Here is a 14,465-nt window from a genome sequence, read left to right as displayed (position 1 = left end):
GGTCAGGCCTCCTTGGCGAACAGCGTGCGGCCCCACCAGTCGTCCCCGTCGCGGACGCCGGGCGGCACGGCGAAGACCGCCGAACCCACGTGCTGGATGTACTCGTTGAGGGCGTCGGTGGCGAGGTTGCGCTGGATGCGCACGAACCCCTCGCGCACGTCGCGCTGGTAGGCGAGGAAGAACAGGCCCGCGTCCAGCCGGCCCAGGCCGTCGGTGCCGTCGGTGAAGGAGTAGCCGCGGCGCAGGATCGTCGCGCCGCCGTTGGCGTGGGGGTGCGCGAGCCGCACGTGCGCGTCCGGCTTCATCGCCTTCAGGAACGGCTCGTCGTGCTCCTTGGCCTTGCCGACGGGGGCGCCCTCGCCCTTGTCGCGGCCGAACACGTCCTCCTGCTCCTGCAGCGAGGTGCGGTCCCAGGTCTCGATGTGCATGCGGATCCGGCGGGCCACCAGGTAGCTGCCGCCGGTCATCCAGCCGGGGCCGTCCTTCTCGCCGACCCAGACGAACTTGTCCAGCCGGTCCGTCTCGGTGCCCGCGATGTTGCGGGTGCCGTCCTTGAAGCCCATCAGGTTGCGCGGAGTCTGCGCGCCGGGGGTGGTGGAGGAGGTCTTGCCGAAGCCGAGCTGCGACCAGCGGATGACGACCTTGCCCATGCCGATGCGGGCGAGGTTGCGGATGGCGTGCACGGCCACCTGCGGGTCGTCGGCGCACGCCTGCACACACAGGTCGCCGTTGCTGCGGTTGGGGTCGAGGGCGTCGCCGGCGAACTTCGGCAGGTCGACCAGCGCGTCCGGCCGCTGCCCCGCCAGGCCGAACTTGGTGAACAGCGACGGGCCGAAGCCGATCGTCAGCGTCAGCCGGGACGGCTTGAGGCCCAGCGCCTCGCCGGTGTCGTCCGGCGGGGCCTCGGCGAGGCCGCCGTACGCGCCCTCGCCGACCGCCTGGCCGGCCGTCATCCGGCGGGCGGCCGCGGTCCAGTCCTTCAGCAGCTGGACGAACGCGGCGCGGTCCTGGGTGGTCACGTCGAACGCCGCGAAGTGCAGCCGGTCCTGCACGGGCGTGGAGATGCCCGCCTGGTGGACGCCGTGGAAGGGCACCGCGCCGCCGGCGTCGGCGCCGGCCGGGTCCACGTCGTGGCCGACGCGGCTCATGGCGACGCCACCGCCGGCCGCGGCGGCACCGAGTGCGAGTCCCGCGCCGCCCCAGCCGATCAGCGCGCGCCGGGTGGGCGACGTGGCCGTGCGGCCGGTGCTGTCCGTGCCGGCGTCGCTGTCGTTGCGGGCGTTGCTTCCGGTGTCGCTCATGTCAGTCGAGTTCCCCGTTACTTGGCGACGGCAGCGGCGAGCTTGGACAGCGGCTCGGCGAGGGCGTTGACCGCGTCCGACAGCTGCTTGCGGTCGGCGTCGCCGACCTTGTCATAGGAGACGAAGTCGTACGACGTCTTGTCCGCGCGGTACTTGTCCAGCAGCGCGTCCAGCGCGGCGAACTGCTGGTCCAGTTCGGTGGTCAGGGCCGGGTCGTTCTTGCGGGCGACCGGCTTGAGCAGGCCGTACGCCTTCTGCGCGCCCTCGACGTTGGCCTTGAAGTCGACCAGGTCGGTGTGCGAGAAGGTCTCCTCCTCACCGGTGACCTTGCCGGTGGCGACCTCGTCCAGCAGCTCCTTGGCGCCGTTGGCCATGGAGGTGGGCGTGATGTCGGCGGTGCCGACCCGCTTCCGCCAGTCCGTCAGGTCGGTGACCAGCTGGTCGGCGAGGACCTTGTCTGCGGCGCTGACCGTGCCGTTCTTCCAGAGCGCCTTCTCCAGCGTGTGCCAGCCGGTCCACTTCTGCCCGGCCTCCAGGTCGGCCTCGCGCAGGTCGACCTTGGGGTCGATGTCGCCGAAGGACTCGGCGACCGGCTCGGTGCGCTCCCAGCCGATGCGCGAGGGCGCGTACGCCTTCTTGGCGGCGGCGACGTCCCCGGCCTTCACGGCCGTCACGAACGCCTGCACCTTCGGCAGCGTCTCGTCGGCCTGCTGCTGCGCGTACTGGCGGTAGGCGGCCACGGCCTGGTCGAGCAGCGGGTCGCGCTGGGCGGTGCTGCCGCCGGTGACCTTGAGGGTCTGCCGGATGCCCTTGCCCTTCATGCCGGGCTTGCAGGCGATCTGGTACTCGCCGGCCTTCACCTCGGCGGTGACCCGCTGCTTGGTGCCCGGGCCGATGTTCTCCCGCTCGGTGACGACGCGGTCGTCGGGGAAGAGGACGTAGACCTCGGTGACCTTGGAGCCCTTGTTCTGGATGGAGAGTTCGACGTGGCCGGCGGAGATCTCCTTGACGGAGGTGTCGCACTTGTCGTCGGTCGCCGTGACGGAGATGACGCGGTCGCCGTCGGCGGCGTCGCTCTTCTCGGTGCAGCCGGTGACGGCGGTCAGGGCCGCCGCGACGGAGACGGCGGTGACGACGGACACTCTGGCGGCTCGCATGCGGGCTCCCGGCCTGGCAGTTCGGATTGGTGAGGCTCGCCTAAGTTATCTGAGGCTTACCTGTGCCATACCCCCCGGGGCCGTGATTCCCCTCTCATGGACGGTGTAAGAGCACGAGCGGATCACGGCGGCCCCAACCGCACCCCATGCGATGGTCAAGGGGGACCCAAAGATCGCGGTGGGTGCTTCAATGCGCGGGTGACTGACTACGACGTGCCCGCCTACGACGTGCTCCGCGTCTTCTGCGCGCCGAACGGCGGCTACGGCAACGAACTGGGCGTGGTCCGCGAGGGCTCGGCGCTGCCGGGGCGCGCGGAACGCCAGGCGCTCGCCGGGAAGCTCGGGTTCAGCGAGACGGTGTTCGTGGACGACCCCGAGCGCGGGATCGTCGACATCTACACGCCCACCCTGCGCCTGCCCTTCGCCGGCCACCCCTGCGTCGGCGCGGCCTGGCTGCTCGACGTGCCCGAACTCCTCACCCCGGCCGGGGTGGTGGGCGCCCGTCAGGACGGCGAGTTCTGCTGGATCGAGGCCCGCGCCGAGTGGGCCCCGCCGCGTACCCTGCGCCGGTACGCCACCGCCGCCGAGGTCGACGACCTCGCCGTGCCGCCGCCCGGCGAGTGGATCTACGCCTGGGCCTGGGAGGACGAGCCGGCGGGCCGCGTCCGGGCCCGCGCGTTCCCCGGCCGCGACGACGGCATCGAGGAGGACGAGGCCACCGGTGCGGCGGCACTGCTGCTCACCGACCGGCTGGGCCGCGCGCTGAACATCACCCAGGGCGCCGGCTCGCAGATCCTGACGGCTCCCCAGCCGGGCGGCTGGGTGGAGATCGGCGGACGGGTGTACCTCGAGCGCTGAGCGTCCCACGTTCGGGTGGAACAGCGTGTGGGGACGGCCGCCGCCGGGGAACCGATGGCCCTGACCAGTCACCCCTCCCGAACCGAGGAGACCCATGCGCATCCGTTCGGCTCTCGCCGCCGTCGTCCTGACCGCCGCCCTGACCGCCGTGAGCGCGGCGACGGCCTCCGCCGCCGACCACGAGCAGCGCGGCGGCTCGGACGACGGCAGGACCTGCAGCACGTACCTCTACTACATCGACACCGTCACGGCCGACCTCGGCGGTGCCGGCACGAACTGCGGCGACCTCTTCTTCGCCTGATCCGCACCGGTGCCCCGGACCGCGCCCCGCTGCCGCGGACGCGCCCCCGGGGCACCCGCACGTCCGCTCCCCGCCGGGGCGCGCTCCCGGCCCGCTCCCCGCGGCTACGGCAGCGTCAGGACGTCCGCGCCCGTCTCCGTGACCACCAGGGTGTGCTCGAACTGGGCCGTGCGCCTGCGGTCCTTGGTGACGACCGTCCAGCCGTCGTCCCACATCTCGTACTCGTGGGTGCCGAGCGTCAGCATCGGCTCGATCGTGAACGTCATCCCCGGCTGCATGACCGTCGTCGCGTGCGGGCTGTCGTAGTGCGGGATGATCAGCCCCGAGTGGAACGACGAGTTGATGCCGTGCCCGGTGAAGTCCCGCACCACGCCGTACCCGAAGCGCTTGGCGTACGACTCGATGACGCGGCCGATGACGTTGACCTGCCGGCCCGGCCGGACCGCCTTGATCGCGCGGTTCAGCGACTCCCGGGTCCGCTCCACCAGCAGCCGTGACTCCTCGTCGACGTCCCCGACCAGGTAGGTGGCGTTGTTGTCGCCGTGCACCCCGCCGATGTACGCGGTGACGTCCAGGTTGACGATGTCGCCGTCGCGCAGCACCGTCGAGTCCGGGATGCCGTGGCAGATGACCTCGTTGACGCTGGTGCACAGCGACTTGGGGAAGCCGCGGTAGCCGAGTGTGGACGGGTAGGCGCCGTGGTCGCACAGGTACTCGTGCGCCACCCGGTCCAGGGCGTCGGTGGTGACGCCGGGCGCGATGATCTTCGCGGCCTCGGCCATCGCCCGCGCGGCGATCCGGCCGGCGGTGCGCATCGCCTCGACGGTCTCGGGGGTCTGCACCTCAGGGCCCGTGTACGGGGTCGGCGCGGGCTTGCCGACGTACTCGGGGCGGCGGATGTTTCCGGGCACGGTACGGGTGGGGGACAGCTCCCCCGGAACGAGCAGCGACTGGCCAGACATGCAGCGAGTCTAACGAGCGGACATCGGGGAACATGTCGGAGGCGAGAGGAGCTGGTCATGGCCCTGTTCAAGAAGCGCACGGTCGGCAAGCCGGGCGAGTGGTACTACTGCCTGGAGCACGGCAAGGTCGAGGAGGGGCCCGACTGCCCCGCCAAGGACCGCTTCGGTCCGTACACCTCCCGGCAGGAGGCGGAGCACGCGATGCAGACGGCCCGCGAGCGCAACCTCGAGTGGGAGAACGACCCGCGCTGGCACGACGCCAACGCGGGCGGCTCGAAGGACGACGACTAGGACACGACCTCGGGCGATCCCGGGGTGTCCCCGGCGGCGTCCGCCGCCGGGGCGCGCCCCTCGCGCATGCGGCGGGCGTGCTCGTTGGTGCGCTCGTCGTAGGACATCAGCGCGGGCAGGCACAGCGCGAGCAGGCCCACCGCCCCCGCGCACAGCGCCCCGCCGGACCACACGGACGCGCGCACGCCCCACCACGCGGCGAACCCGCCGCTGCGGACCTGGCCGAGGGTCGGTCCCACCGAGTACGACAGCAGCTCGATGCCGGCCAGGCGGCCGCGCAGCTCGTCCGGGATGGTCTGGTTCCACATGGCGCCCCGGAAGACGCCGCTGACCATGTCGCAGCCGCCGGCGACGGTCAGGCACAGCAGCACCAGCCAGACGTCGTGCACGAGTCCCGCGGCGGCGACGGCCAGCCCCCACAGCGCGGCCGACAGCACGACCATCCGGCCGTGCCGGTGGACGCGCGAGACCCAGCCGCTGGTCAGGCTGACGAGCAGCGCACCGGCGGGCACCGCCGCGTACATCAGGCCCAGTGACCACTCGGCGTCCAGCTCGTCCGCCAGGAACGGCAGCACCGCCAGCGGCATGGCCAGGAACATCGCGGCGAGGTCCACGGCGTAGGTGCCGAGCAGCTCCTTGCGGCTCCAGGCGTACCGGGCGCCCTCGGCGATGGCCCGCAGGGACGGCCGGCCCGCCGCGTGCGAGGCGGGGGAGGGCGCGATGCGCACGACCAGCACCACGGACACCACGAACGTCAGCAGGTCCGCGCCGTAGGCCCAGCCGAGACCGGCGTAGGCCACCACGACCCCGGCCACGGCCGGGCCCGCGACCCCGCCGACGGTCCAGCGCAGGGAGTTCAGGGCGGCCGCGGCCGGCAGCTGGTCGTGGGCGATGATCCGCGGCCACAGGGAGTCCAGCGCGGGCCGCTGCACCGAGACCAGCGCGGAGGACAGGGCGGCGACCACGTACAGCGGCCACACGGCGGGCTCCGGCAGCAGCGCGTTGAGCAGCAGCCCGGCCGACAGCAGTCCCTGGCCCACCTCGGTCCGCACGATCAGCTTGCGCTTGTCCAGCGCGTCGGCGAGGGCACCTCCGTACAGCCCGAACACCAGCAGCGGCACCAGCTCGACGGCGCCGATCGCCCCGACGGCCGCCGCGGACCCGGTGAGCTCCTTGATCTGCACGGGCAGCGCCACGAAGGTCAGGAAGCTGCCGAACCCTGACACCAGCCCCGACACCCACAGCCGCCGGAAGTCCCGCGAGGCCCGCCAGGGGGTCAGGTCCGGCAGCACGGACCGCAGGCCCTTGGCGCGGGCGGCCGGGGCGGCCGCGGCCGGCGGGGGGGGGGGCGGCCCGCCTCGGCCGCGGGGGACGGCCCGGGAGCGGAAGGGGGCGGGGATACGGGTGCTGCGTCGGTCACGAGATGCCATGGTCCGGCCCGGCGCGGCCTCCGGCAAACGCTTTTCCCGCCCGGCGTGGCCTGCGCGCCCGGCCGGGGGCGCTCGCCTCACCAGGGCGACGGCGGGGGCTCCGTCAGGGACTCCGCCAGGCGGGACAGGGCGTCACGGAAACGGCGGCGGCCCCGTGGGCGCGGCACGGCGTTCTCCCCGGCGGCCGCGCTGACCAGGTGCTGCACCGTGTCCAGGTCCAGCTCCGCGCCGTCGGGCACCGGCAGCACCTCGTGGGCCAGCGCGGGCAGCTCACCGTCCCCGGCGCCGAGGGCCAGCACCGTCACCCCGCCCCGCCGGGCCCCGGCCACCCGCTCCAGCAGCGCCGCGTCCTCCCGCTCCGCCACCACCAGCAGCGTCTCGCCCCGCCGCGCGGCCTCGATCCGCCCCAGCCCGACCGCCAGGTGCGCCGGGTCCGAGGGGCGCGCGTCGTGCCGTACGAGCGTCGGCGCCAGCTCCGGCGTGCCGGACCAGGCCGCCTCGTCCACCAGGTGCGCCGCCAGGTGCCACGGCTCGTACGCGGCCGTCCCCACCAGCAGCAGCCCGCCCCCGTGCGCCACCACCGAGCCGCGCAGCGCCCCGGCGAACCTCCGGGTGGCCCCCAGCCACTCGGTCCCGGCGAGCACTTCGCGCAGCAGCGCGACCCGTACGGCGTCCATGACCCCGCATCCTGGCCCGGCGGGAGCGTCCGGGCGGGGCGTTCGCGGCGGATTCCCCCGACCGGGCGACGGGTCACCGGCCCCACGTACAGTCGGCCCATGACCTCTTCCGACAGTGCACAGGCTGCCCCCCAGAAGGCCCCCGCCAAGGACCCGTGGGACCTCCCCGACGTCTCGGGCCTCGTCGTCGGCGTGCTCGGCGGCACCGGGCCGCAGGGCAAGGGCCTCGCGTACCGCCTCGCCAAGGCGGGCCAGAAGGTGATCATCGGCTCGCGCGCCGCCGACCGCGCGCGGACCGCCGCCGAGGAGCTCGGGCACGGCGTCGAGGGCGCCGACAACGCCGAGTGCGCCCGGCGCAGCGACGTCGTGATCGTCGCCGTGCCGTGGGAGGGCCACGGCGACACCCTCGCGGCCCTGCGCGAGGACCTGGCCGGCAAGCTCGTCGTGGACTGCGTCAACCCGCTCGGCTTCGACAAGAAGGGCGCCTACGCCCTCAAGCCCGAGGAGGGCAGCGCCGCCGAGCAGGCCGCCGCGCTGCTGCCCGGCTCCCGGGTCACGGCCGCCTTCCACCACCTGTCCGCGGTGCTGCTCCAGGACGAGGCGATCGAGGAGATCGACACCGACGTGATGGTGCTCGGCGAGGAGCGCGCCGACGTGGAGACCGTGCAGGCGCTGGCCGGGCGCATCCCCGGCATGCGCGGCGTGTTCGCCGGCCGGCTGCGCAACGCCCACCAGGTGGAGTCCCTGGTCGCCAACCTGATCTCCGTCAACCGCCGCTACAAGGCGCACGCCGGGCTGCGCGTCACCGACGTGTGAGCCGGGCGGGGCGATGGGGGACACTGGTCGGCGAAGCAGTGTCCCCCACAAGGTGTCCCCCACAAGGAGCCAGCCCCATGCCCCGCCTCGCCCTCTACGCCCTCGTGGTCTGCGTCCTCGCCGTCGCCGCCGCGGTCGTCTCCTTCGTCCAGGGCAACTGGCTGGGCATCGTGTGGGTGCTGCTGGCGGGCCTGTCGTCCAACATGACCTGGTACTACCTCAAGCGCGACAAGGCCAGGAAGTCCGTCGCGGGCTGAGGCGCCGGGCCGGCGGACCGGCCCGGGCCACAGGTCAGGAGACCGCGGCGCAGAAGTCGCTGGAGCCCTGCCAGAACCGGTACAGGTCCTCGCCGCAGTAGCGCTCGACGTCCCCGACGCCCAGGGCGTCCAGCACCGCGTAGATCGCGTCGAAGAACACACCGTTGACCGACGGCACCATCAGCAGCGCGAACACGAACAGCAGCCCGAACGGCGCGAACGGCTCCACCTGCCGCCGGACGCCGTACGACAGCCACGGCTCGATCACGCCGTAGCCGTCCAGGCCCGGCACCGGCAGGAAGTTCAGGATCGCGGCCGTCACCTGGAGCAGCGCGAGGAAGGCGAGGGCGAAACGGAAGTCGGCCGGCACACCGTCCAGCGCGTCCAGCCAGAACGGGGCCGTGCACCACAGCGCGAACACCACGTTCGTCAGCGGGCCGGCCGCCGAGACCAGGCTGTGCTTCCAGCGCCCCTGGATCCGCCCGCGCTCGATGAAGACCGCGCCGCCGGGCAGACCGATCCCGCCCATGATCACGAAGATCACCGGCAGCACGATGCTCAGCACCGCGTGCGTGTACTTCAGCGGATTCAGCGTCAGGTAGCCCTTGGCGCCCACGGTGATGTCCCCGCCGTGCAGCGCGGTGCGCGCGTGCGCGTACTCGTGCAGGCACAGCGAGACGATCCAGGCCGCCGTCACGAACAGGAACACGGCGACGCCGGGCTGCGCGGCGAACCCGGTCCAGGTCGCCCAGCCCGTGACGGCGGTGACGGCCACGATCCCGAGGAAGACGGGACTGACCCGCCGGTCGCTGCGACGGGTGGTGACGGTGGTCATGGAAGCGGGCTCCTGGTGAGACGGGTCCGTACGGGTCTTCGGCCTGCCCGACCGTACCGGGCGCAGGCGGAAAACGTCTCGCGGTGGGCCGTCGGTTCCCGCAGGGTGATCCACGGGCCGGGCAGCCCCCCCCGGGTCGCCGTGACCCGTCGCCGTGACCCGTCCCCGTACCACCGCAGAGACCGGAGAGAATGGACCCCGTGCGCTACCGCATCCTCGGCACAGCCCAGGCAACCCGCCCCGACGGCACCCCCGTCGCGGTCGGCGGGACACGGTTGCGTGCCCTGCTGACCGTGCTCGCGCTGCGGCCCGGCCGGGCCGTGCCCGCGGGCCTGCTGGTGGAGGAGGTCTGGGCCGGTGACCCGCCCGCGGACGCCCCGGGCGCGCTCCAGGCGCTGGTCGGGCGGCTGCGGCGGGCCCTCGGCGCCGGGGCGATCGTCTCCGTCGAGGGCGGCTACCGGCTCACCGCCGCCCCCGACGACGTCGACCTGCACCGTTTCGAGCGGCTGACCGCCGACGGCCTGGGCGCCCTGGCGGGCGGCGACCCCGCCAAGTCCGCCGCCCTCCTCGACGACGCCCTCGCCCTGTGGCAGGGCCCGGTCCTCGCCGACCTGCCCGACCGCACCGCCGAGGCCGCCCGGCTCGCCGCCCGCCGGCTGGACGCCCTGCGCGCCCGCCACACCGCCGCGCTGGCCCTCGGACAGGCCGAGCAGGCCCTGCCCGAGCTGACCGCGCTGTGCGACGCCCACCCGCTGGACGAGCCCCTCCAGAGCCTGCGCCTGCGCGCCCTGCGCGACGCGGGCCGCACCGCCGAGGCGCTGGCCGCCTACGAGGACGTGCGCCGGCTGCTCGCCGACCGCCTGGGCTCCGACCCGGGGCCGGAACTGCGCGCCCTGCACGCCGAGTTGCTCGCCCCGCAGGACCGTTCCGCCGCCGCGCCGCCGCCGGGCGGGCGGAGGGCCGCCGCGCCGTCCGATCCGGCCCGTCCGCGCGCGCAGGCCCCTCGGCCCGCCGGGCTGTCCGTGCCGACCGCGCCGACCCCGCCGTCCGATGGCACCGCACCAACCCCCGCCGTCGGCAATCTGCGGGCCCGCCTGACCTCGTTCGTCGGGCGGGAGAGCGACATCGATGCCATCCGGGACGACCTCACCGGCGCCCGGCTCGTCACGCTCCTCGGGCCCGGCGGGGCGGGCAAGACACGGCTGTCGCAGGAGGCCGCCGAGCGGGCCGGGGACGTGGCGCCGGACGGGGTGTGGCTGGCCGAACTGGCCCCGGTGGACCTGCCCGAGGCCGTGCCGCAGGCCGTGCTGACCGCCGTGGGCGCCCGCGAGACCGTGCTGTACGGCGCCGGCGCCGAGGAGATGCGGGCCGTCGCCGACCGCCACGACGACCCCCTCGACCGGCTCGTCGAGCACTGCGGCCGACGCCGGATGCTGATCATCCTCGACAACTGCGAGCACGTCGTGGGGGCCGCCGCCCGGCTCGCCGAGGAACTCCTCGCCCGTTGCCCCCGGTTGACGCTGCTCGCCACCAGCCGCGAACCCCTCGGCGTGCCCGGCGAGGTGCTGCGGCCCGTGGACCCGCTGCCCGAGCCGGTCGCGCTGCGGCTGCTCGCCGAACGCGGTGCCGCCGCCCGCCCCGGCTTCCGCACCGCCGACGACCCCGAGGCCTGCGCGGAGATCTGCCGACGCCTCGACGGCCTGCCCCTGGCCATCGAACTGGCCGCCGCCCGGCTGCGGATGATGACGCCCCGCCAGCTCGCCGACCGCCTCGACGACCGCTTCCGCCTGCTCACCTCCGGCAGCCGCACCGTCCTGCCCCGCCAGCAGACCCTGCGCGCGGTCGTCGACTGGTCCTGGGACCTGCTCGACGCGGGCGAGCGTGAGGTGCTGGGCCGGCTGTCGGTCTTCGCGGGCGGCTGCGACCTGGCCGCGGCCGAGGCGGTGTGCGGCCCGCACGCGCTGGAGACCCTGGGCTCGCTGGTCGACAAGTCCCTCGTCGTGGCGGGCCCCTCGGCCGACGGCGAGATGCGCTACCGGCTCCTGGAGACCGTCGCCGAGTACGCCGGCGAACGCCTGGACGAGACCGGTGGCCGCGCCGCCGCCGAGCGCGCCCACCTCACCTACTACCGCGAACTCGCCCGCACCACCGAGCCGTTGCTGCGCGGCGCCCACCAGCGCACCGCCATCGCCCGGTTCGAGCTGGAGTACGACAACCTGCGCACCGCGCTGCGCCGCGCCGTCGCCGACCGCGACGAACAGGAGGCGCTGTACCTCACCCTGTCGCTGACCGGGTACTGGGGGATGCGCGACCTGCGCCTGGAGACGCGTACCTGGTGCCGCGAGACGATGGCGCTGGGCCCCGACCCGTTCGCCGGGCCGGCCCGCCCGGCCGCCCCGGTGTGGCGCCGGACCACCGACAGCCCGCCCCCGCTGTCCGGCGAGGACCTGCTGGAGGCGCGGCGCGGAGTCCACCTCGCCCACCTGGCCTGCATGGACACCGAGCTGGACGCCTGGCAGAACCCGCGGGCGCAGGCCAAACTGCGCGCGATCGCCGGCGCCTACGGGCCCGGCCTGCCGCAGACCTGCCGGCTGCCCGGCGCGCTGTGGTACTACGCGGTGATGCTGACCGGGGACATGGAGCGGCTGCGCGAGCTGATCGACGCGAACGTCCGCACCTGCCGGGAGACTCCCGGCTTCGAGTGGGAGCTGGCCTTCTGTCTCCAGTGGCGGGGCAACATCCTCGCCAACCGCACCGACTGGGCCGGCGACGCCGCCCAGGACGCCGAGGAGGCACTGGGGATCTTCCGCCGCCTCGGCGACACCTGGGGCACCGCCGAGGCGCTGTCCGTGCGCGCCGAGGCGTACGAGCGCAGCGGCGCCTACCGGGAGGCAGCCGCGGCCTTCGAGGAGGCCAGGGAGCAGGCCGAGGCGCTCGGTGCCCGCGCCCAGGTCGCGGTGCTCTCCGCCCGGCTGGGCAGCGTCCTGCTGGAGGCCGGGGAGGACGAGCGCGGCGAGCGCCTGCTGCGCGAGGTGATCGACCAGGGGGACGGCGCGGCCAACGAGGCGATGCCCGCGGCCCGGCTCTTCCTCGCCGGCCGGCTCGGGGTGACCGGGCGCATCGCCGAGGCCCGCGAGCAACTGCGCCTGCTGCGCGAGGAGTTCGCCATCGCCCACTTCGCGGTGTTCGACGCGTTCATCCTGGGCGCGCAGGCGTGGCTGGACGCGCTGGACGGCTGCCACGAGCAGGCCCTGACGACGGTCCGGCGGGCCCTGGAACAGGCCGGCGACCCGCTCGCGCAGGTGATCGCCCCGCACATGCGCTGCGTGTACCTGACCGTCGCGGCCGTCGCCCTGGCCGGCCTGGACGGGGGCGCCCGCGCGCACGACGGCGTCCGGCTGCTCGCCGTCGCGGACGCGCTGCTGCCGTCCGGGCACATCCGCTCCAGCATGGAGCGCGCCAGCCACGAACTGGCCGTGCAGCGGCTGCGGGACGCGCTGGGGGAGACGGCGTACGCCCGCGCCTACGCCGAGGGCGGCGGCCTCTCCTTCGAGGAGGCCGCCGCCCTGCTGTGACGTCCGCGGGCGGGCACCCGGGGGCCGGTCACCGGGTCAGTTCTTCGTGCGGAACTTGTGGATCGCCACCGGCGCCATCACCGCGGTGAGCCCCACCGACCAGGCCAGCGTCACCCACAGGTCGTGCGCGACCGGGCCGCCGAGCATCAGGCCGCGCGCGGTGTCGGCGAGCGCGGACAGCGGGTTGTAGTCGGTGAAGTTCTGCAGCCAGTCCGGCATCGAGGCGGTCGGCGCGAAGATCGACGAGCCGAACTGGAGCGGCATCAGCACCAGGAAGCCCATCGCCTGCACCGACTGGGCGCTCTTCATCACCACGCCGAGGGTGAGGAACACCCACATCAGCGCCGAGCCGAACACCGCGGACAGCCCGATGGACGCCAGCAGCCCGACCCAGTGGGTGATGTCGAAGCCGACCAGCACCGCCACGATCATCAGCACCACGGTGGCGAACAGCATCCGCAGCAGCTCGACGGTGATCTTGGCGACGAGCACCGAGCCGCGTCCGATGGGCAGCGAGCGGAACCGGTCCATGACACCGGAGTTGAAGTCGGTGTTGAAGCCGGTGCCCACGCCCTGGGCCATGTTCATCCCCATCATGGCCATCAGGCCGGGCACCACGTACTGCACGTACTGGTCCTGCCCGCCGCCCATCGACGCCCCGATGGAGCCGCCGAAGACGTACACGAACAGCAGGGTGAAGATCACCGGGAAGAGGATCGCGTCGAACATCGACTCCGGGTCCTGGCGGATCCACAGCAGGTTGCGGCGGATCAGCGCCCCGGTGTGGCGCAGGTGGGCCCGCAGCGGGATGGGGGCGTCCCCGGCGGCCGTGGGGGTCAGGGTGGCGGCGCTCATACGGCGACCTCCTCGCGGTCGTCGGCGGGACGGGCGTCCTGCGGGGCACTGGCGCGGTGGCCGGTGAGGGACAGGAACACCTCGTCGAGGCTGGGCAGTTCGGTGACGACGGAGGACAGCGTGATGCCGCGCGCGGTGACCGCGCCGATGACGGCGGTGAGCTGCTCGTCGCTGAGGACGGGCACGAGCACGGAGCCGCGCTCGGCGTCCACGGTGGTGGTGGCCAGGCCGGTGATGCCGAGCTCGTCGAGCGCGCGGGCCAGCGGCCGCAGGTGCGCGGGGTCGGCGGGCCGCACCCGCAGGGTCCGGCCGCCCACGCGGGCCTTCAGCTCCTCGATCCCGCCGCCCGCGATGACCTTGCCGCGGTCGACGACGGTCAGCTCGGAGGCGAGCTGCTCGGCCTCCTCCATGTACTGGGTGGTCAGCAGCACGGTGACGCCGTCGCCGACCATCGCCTTGACCTCGTCCCACACCTCGTTGCGGGTGCGCGGGTCCAGGCCGGTGGTGGGCTCGTCCAGGTAGAGCACGGCGGGCCGGCCGATCATGGAGGCGGCGAGGTCCAGGCGCCGCCGCATGCCGCCGGAGTACGTCCCGACCGGCCGGCGCGCGGCCTCGGTGAGGGAGAACCGCTCCAGCAGCTCGTCGGCCCGGGCCCGGGTGTCCTTGCGGGACAGGTCGAGCAGCCGGCCGATGAGGTACAGGTTCTCCCAGCCGGACAGCTTCTCGTCGACGGAGGCGTACTGCCCGGTGAGGCCGATGACCCGGCGCAGCTGCCGGGGCTGCCGTACGACGTCGTAGCCGGCGACGGTGGCACGGCCGGCGTCGGGGGCCAGCAGGGTGGACAGGATGCGCACGAGGGTGGTCTTGCCGGCGCCGTTGGGGCCGAGCACCCCCATCACGGTGCCCTCGCGCACGTCCAGGTCGACGCCGTCGAGGGCCTTGGTGTCGCCGTAGTGCTTCACCAGCCCCCGCACGGTCACGGCGCTTCCTGCGCCGGCGGGTTCGTTGTCGATTCGCGTCATGACCGCAACGGTGCCAGCGGCGACCGACATCCCACCGACAGGACGCCGACAGCCGGGCCCGCCCGCCGACAGGACACCGACAAGCAGCTCGGCCGGGGCCTGTGGGAAGGTCCCTGGACCAGCCCGCC

14 protein-coding genes are annotated in these 14,465 nt (G+C 74.1%); 6 read left to right on the top strand and 8 right to left on the bottom strand.

Annotated features, from left to right (window positions below; translation table 11 throughout):
- Window positions 1-2 precede the first annotated feature (2 nt).
- Both efeB and efeO read right to left on the bottom strand, forming a co-directional pair.
- Window positions 3-1,301 (bottom strand): iron uptake transporter deferrochelatase/peroxidase subunit, encoded by a 1,299-nt coding sequence (gene efeB, locus E4U91_RS10360; protein ID WP_137306583.1) that lies wholly within the window; start codon window positions 1,299-1,301, stop codon window positions 3-5.
- A gap of 17 nt (window positions 1,302-1,318) precedes the next feature.
- Window positions 1,319-2,458 carry an iron uptake system protein EfeO gene (efeO, locus tag E4U91_RS10355; RefSeq protein ID WP_137306582.1) on the bottom strand — a complete coding sequence of 380 codons (1,140 nt, stop codon included), beginning with the start codon at window positions 2,456-2,458 and terminating at the stop codon, window positions 1,319-1,321.
- A 213-nt stretch (window positions 2,459-2,671) separates the two neighbouring features.
- On the opposite strand from efeO, the gene E4U91_RS10350 reads away from it, so the two are divergent.
- Both E4U91_RS10350 and E4U91_RS10345 read left to right on the top strand, forming a co-directional pair.
- Complete coding sequence (locus tag E4U91_RS10350; protein ID WP_137310754.1) at window positions 2,672-3,316, top strand: PhzF family phenazine biosynthesis protein; 645 nt, start codon at window positions 2,672-2,674, stop codon at window positions 3,314-3,316.
- Between the two features lie 94 nt (window positions 3,317-3,410).
- Entirely contained in the window at window positions 3,411-3,617 is a 207-nt protein-coding gene (locus tag E4U91_RS10345) for a hypothetical protein (RefSeq protein WP_137306581.1), read from the top strand.
- 104 nt (window positions 3,618-3,721) lie between these two features.
- On the opposite strand, the gene map is transcribed toward E4U91_RS10345, so the two are convergent.
- A complete protein-coding gene (gene map, locus E4U91_RS10340; protein ID WP_067231466.1) occupies window positions 3,722-4,579 on the bottom strand; it encodes a type I methionyl aminopeptidase in 858 nt (285 codons plus the stop codon).
- A gap of 57 nt (window positions 4,580-4,636) precedes the next feature.
- On the opposite strand from map, the gene E4U91_RS10335 reads away from it, so the two are divergent.
- A complete protein-coding gene (locus tag E4U91_RS10335) occupies window positions 4,637-4,870 on the top strand; it encodes a hypothetical protein (protein ID WP_137306580.1) in 234 nt (77 codons plus the stop codon).
- Here E4U91_RS10335 and E4U91_RS10330 read toward each other — a convergent pair.
- Together E4U91_RS10330 and E4U91_RS10325 are read right to left on the bottom strand one after the other, a co-directional pair.
- Complete coding sequence (locus E4U91_RS10330; protein ID WP_241678835.1) at window positions 4,867-6,171, bottom strand: MFS transporter; 1,305 nt, start codon at window positions 6,169-6,171, stop codon at window positions 4,867-4,869. The two genes, E4U91_RS10335 and E4U91_RS10330, sit on opposite strands and share 4 nt — an antisense overlap.
- Before the next feature lie 206 nt (window positions 6,172-6,377).
- The gene (locus E4U91_RS10325; RefSeq protein WP_137306578.1) at window positions 6,378-6,977 is read right to left on the bottom strand and encodes a hypothetical protein; all 600 of its coding nucleotides are present in this window, start codon (window positions 6,975-6,977) and stop codon (window positions 6,378-6,380) included.
- Between the two features lie 99 nt (window positions 6,978-7,076).
- Between E4U91_RS10325 and npdG the strand changes: the two genes are divergently transcribed.
- Together npdG and E4U91_RS10315 are read left to right on the top strand one after the other, a co-directional pair.
- Window positions 7,077-7,793 (top strand): NADPH-dependent F420 reductase, encoded by a 717-nt coding sequence (npdG, locus tag E4U91_RS10320; protein WP_137306577.1) that lies wholly within the window; start codon window positions 7,077-7,079, stop codon window positions 7,791-7,793.
- A gap of 77 nt (window positions 7,794-7,870) precedes the next feature.
- Window positions 7,871-8,050, top strand: coding sequence for a hypothetical protein (locus tag E4U91_RS10315; protein WP_168218096.1), 180 nt, complete (start codon window positions 7,871-7,873; stop codon window positions 8,048-8,050).
- A 34-nt stretch (window positions 8,051-8,084) separates the two neighbouring features.
- Here E4U91_RS10315 and E4U91_RS10310 read toward each other — a convergent pair whose 3' ends face one another.
- Window positions 8,085-8,885, bottom strand: a complete 801-nt coding sequence (locus E4U91_RS10310; protein WP_137306575.1) for a site-2 protease family protein — start codon at window positions 8,883-8,885, stop codon at window positions 8,085-8,087.
- 191 nt (window positions 8,886-9,076) lie between these two features.
- Between E4U91_RS10310 and E4U91_RS10305 the strand changes: the two genes are divergently transcribed.
- Window positions 9,077-12,460 carry an AfsR/SARP family transcriptional regulator gene (locus E4U91_RS10305; protein ID WP_137306574.1) on the top strand — a complete coding sequence of 1,128 codons (3,384 nt, stop codon included), beginning with the start codon at window positions 9,077-9,079 and terminating at the stop codon, window positions 12,458-12,460.
- Between the two features lie 36 nt (window positions 12,461-12,496).
- On the opposite strand, the gene E4U91_RS10300 is transcribed toward E4U91_RS10305, so the two are convergent.
- Both E4U91_RS10300 and E4U91_RS10295 read right to left on the bottom strand, forming a co-directional pair.
- Window positions 12,497-13,315 (bottom strand): ABC transporter permease, encoded by an 819-nt coding sequence (locus E4U91_RS10300; RefSeq protein ID WP_137306573.1) that lies wholly within the window; start codon window positions 13,313-13,315, stop codon window positions 12,497-12,499.
- Complete coding sequence (locus tag E4U91_RS10295) at window positions 13,312-14,337, bottom strand: ATP-binding cassette domain-containing protein (protein ID WP_168218095.1); 1,026 nt, start codon at window positions 14,335-14,337, stop codon at window positions 13,312-13,314. The genes E4U91_RS10300 and E4U91_RS10295 overlap by 4 nt, the downstream gene beginning before the upstream one ends.
- Window positions 14,338-14,465 lie beyond the last annotated feature (128 nt).

The organism is Streptomyces lasalocidi, from assembly GCF_005280215.1.
GTDB lineage: Bacteria > Actinomycetota > Actinomycetes > Streptomycetales > Streptomycetaceae > Streptomyces > Streptomyces longwoodensis.
This window is presented reverse-complemented; position numbering and strand designations above follow the sequence as displayed.

Bases quoted from the DNA above. Each gene is read 5' to 3' on its own strand.
- efeB (WP_137306583.1), bottom strand. From the start codon at position 1,301: ATGAGCGACACCGGAAGCAACGCCCGCAACGACAGCGACGCCGGCACG.
- efeO (WP_137306582.1), bottom strand. From the start codon at position 2,458: ATGCGAGCCGCCAGAGTGTCCGTCGTCACCGCCGTCTCCGTCGCGGCG.
- E4U91_RS10345 (WP_137306581.1), top strand. From the start codon at position 3,411: ATGCGCATCCGTTCGGCTCTCGCCGCCGTCGTCCTGACCGCCGCCCTG.
- map (WP_067231466.1), bottom strand. From the start codon at position 4,579: ATGTCTGGCCAGTCGCTGCTCGTTCCGGGGGAGCTGTCCCCCACCCGT.
- E4U91_RS10335 (WP_137306580.1), top strand. From the start codon at position 4,637: ATGGCCCTGTTCAAGAAGCGCACGGTCGGCAAGCCGGGCGAGTGGTAC.
- E4U91_RS10325 (WP_137306578.1), bottom strand. From the start codon at position 6,977: ATGGACGCCGTACGGGTCGCGCTGCTGCGCGAAGTGCTCGCCGGGACC.
- npdG (WP_137306577.1), top strand. From the start codon at position 7,077: ATGACCTCTTCCGACAGTGCACAGGCTGCCCCCCAGAAGGCCCCCGCC.
- E4U91_RS10315 (WP_168218096.1), top strand. From the start codon at position 7,871: ATGCCCCGCCTCGCCCTCTACGCCCTCGTGGTCTGCGTCCTCGCCGTC.
- E4U91_RS10310 (WP_137306575.1), bottom strand. From the start codon at position 8,885: ATGACCACCGTCACCACCCGTCGCAGCGACCGGCGGGTCAGTCCCGTC.
- E4U91_RS10305 (WP_137306574.1), top strand. From the start codon at position 9,077: ATGGACCCCGTGCGCTACCGCATCCTCGGCACAGCCCAGGCAACCCGC.
- E4U91_RS10300 (WP_137306573.1), bottom strand. From the start codon at position 13,315: ATGAGCGCCGCCACCCTGACCCCCACGGCCGCCGGGGACGCCCCCATC.
- E4U91_RS10295 (WP_168218095.1), bottom strand. From the start codon at position 14,337: ATGACGCGAATCGACAACGAACCCGCCGGCGCAGGAAGCGCCGTGACC.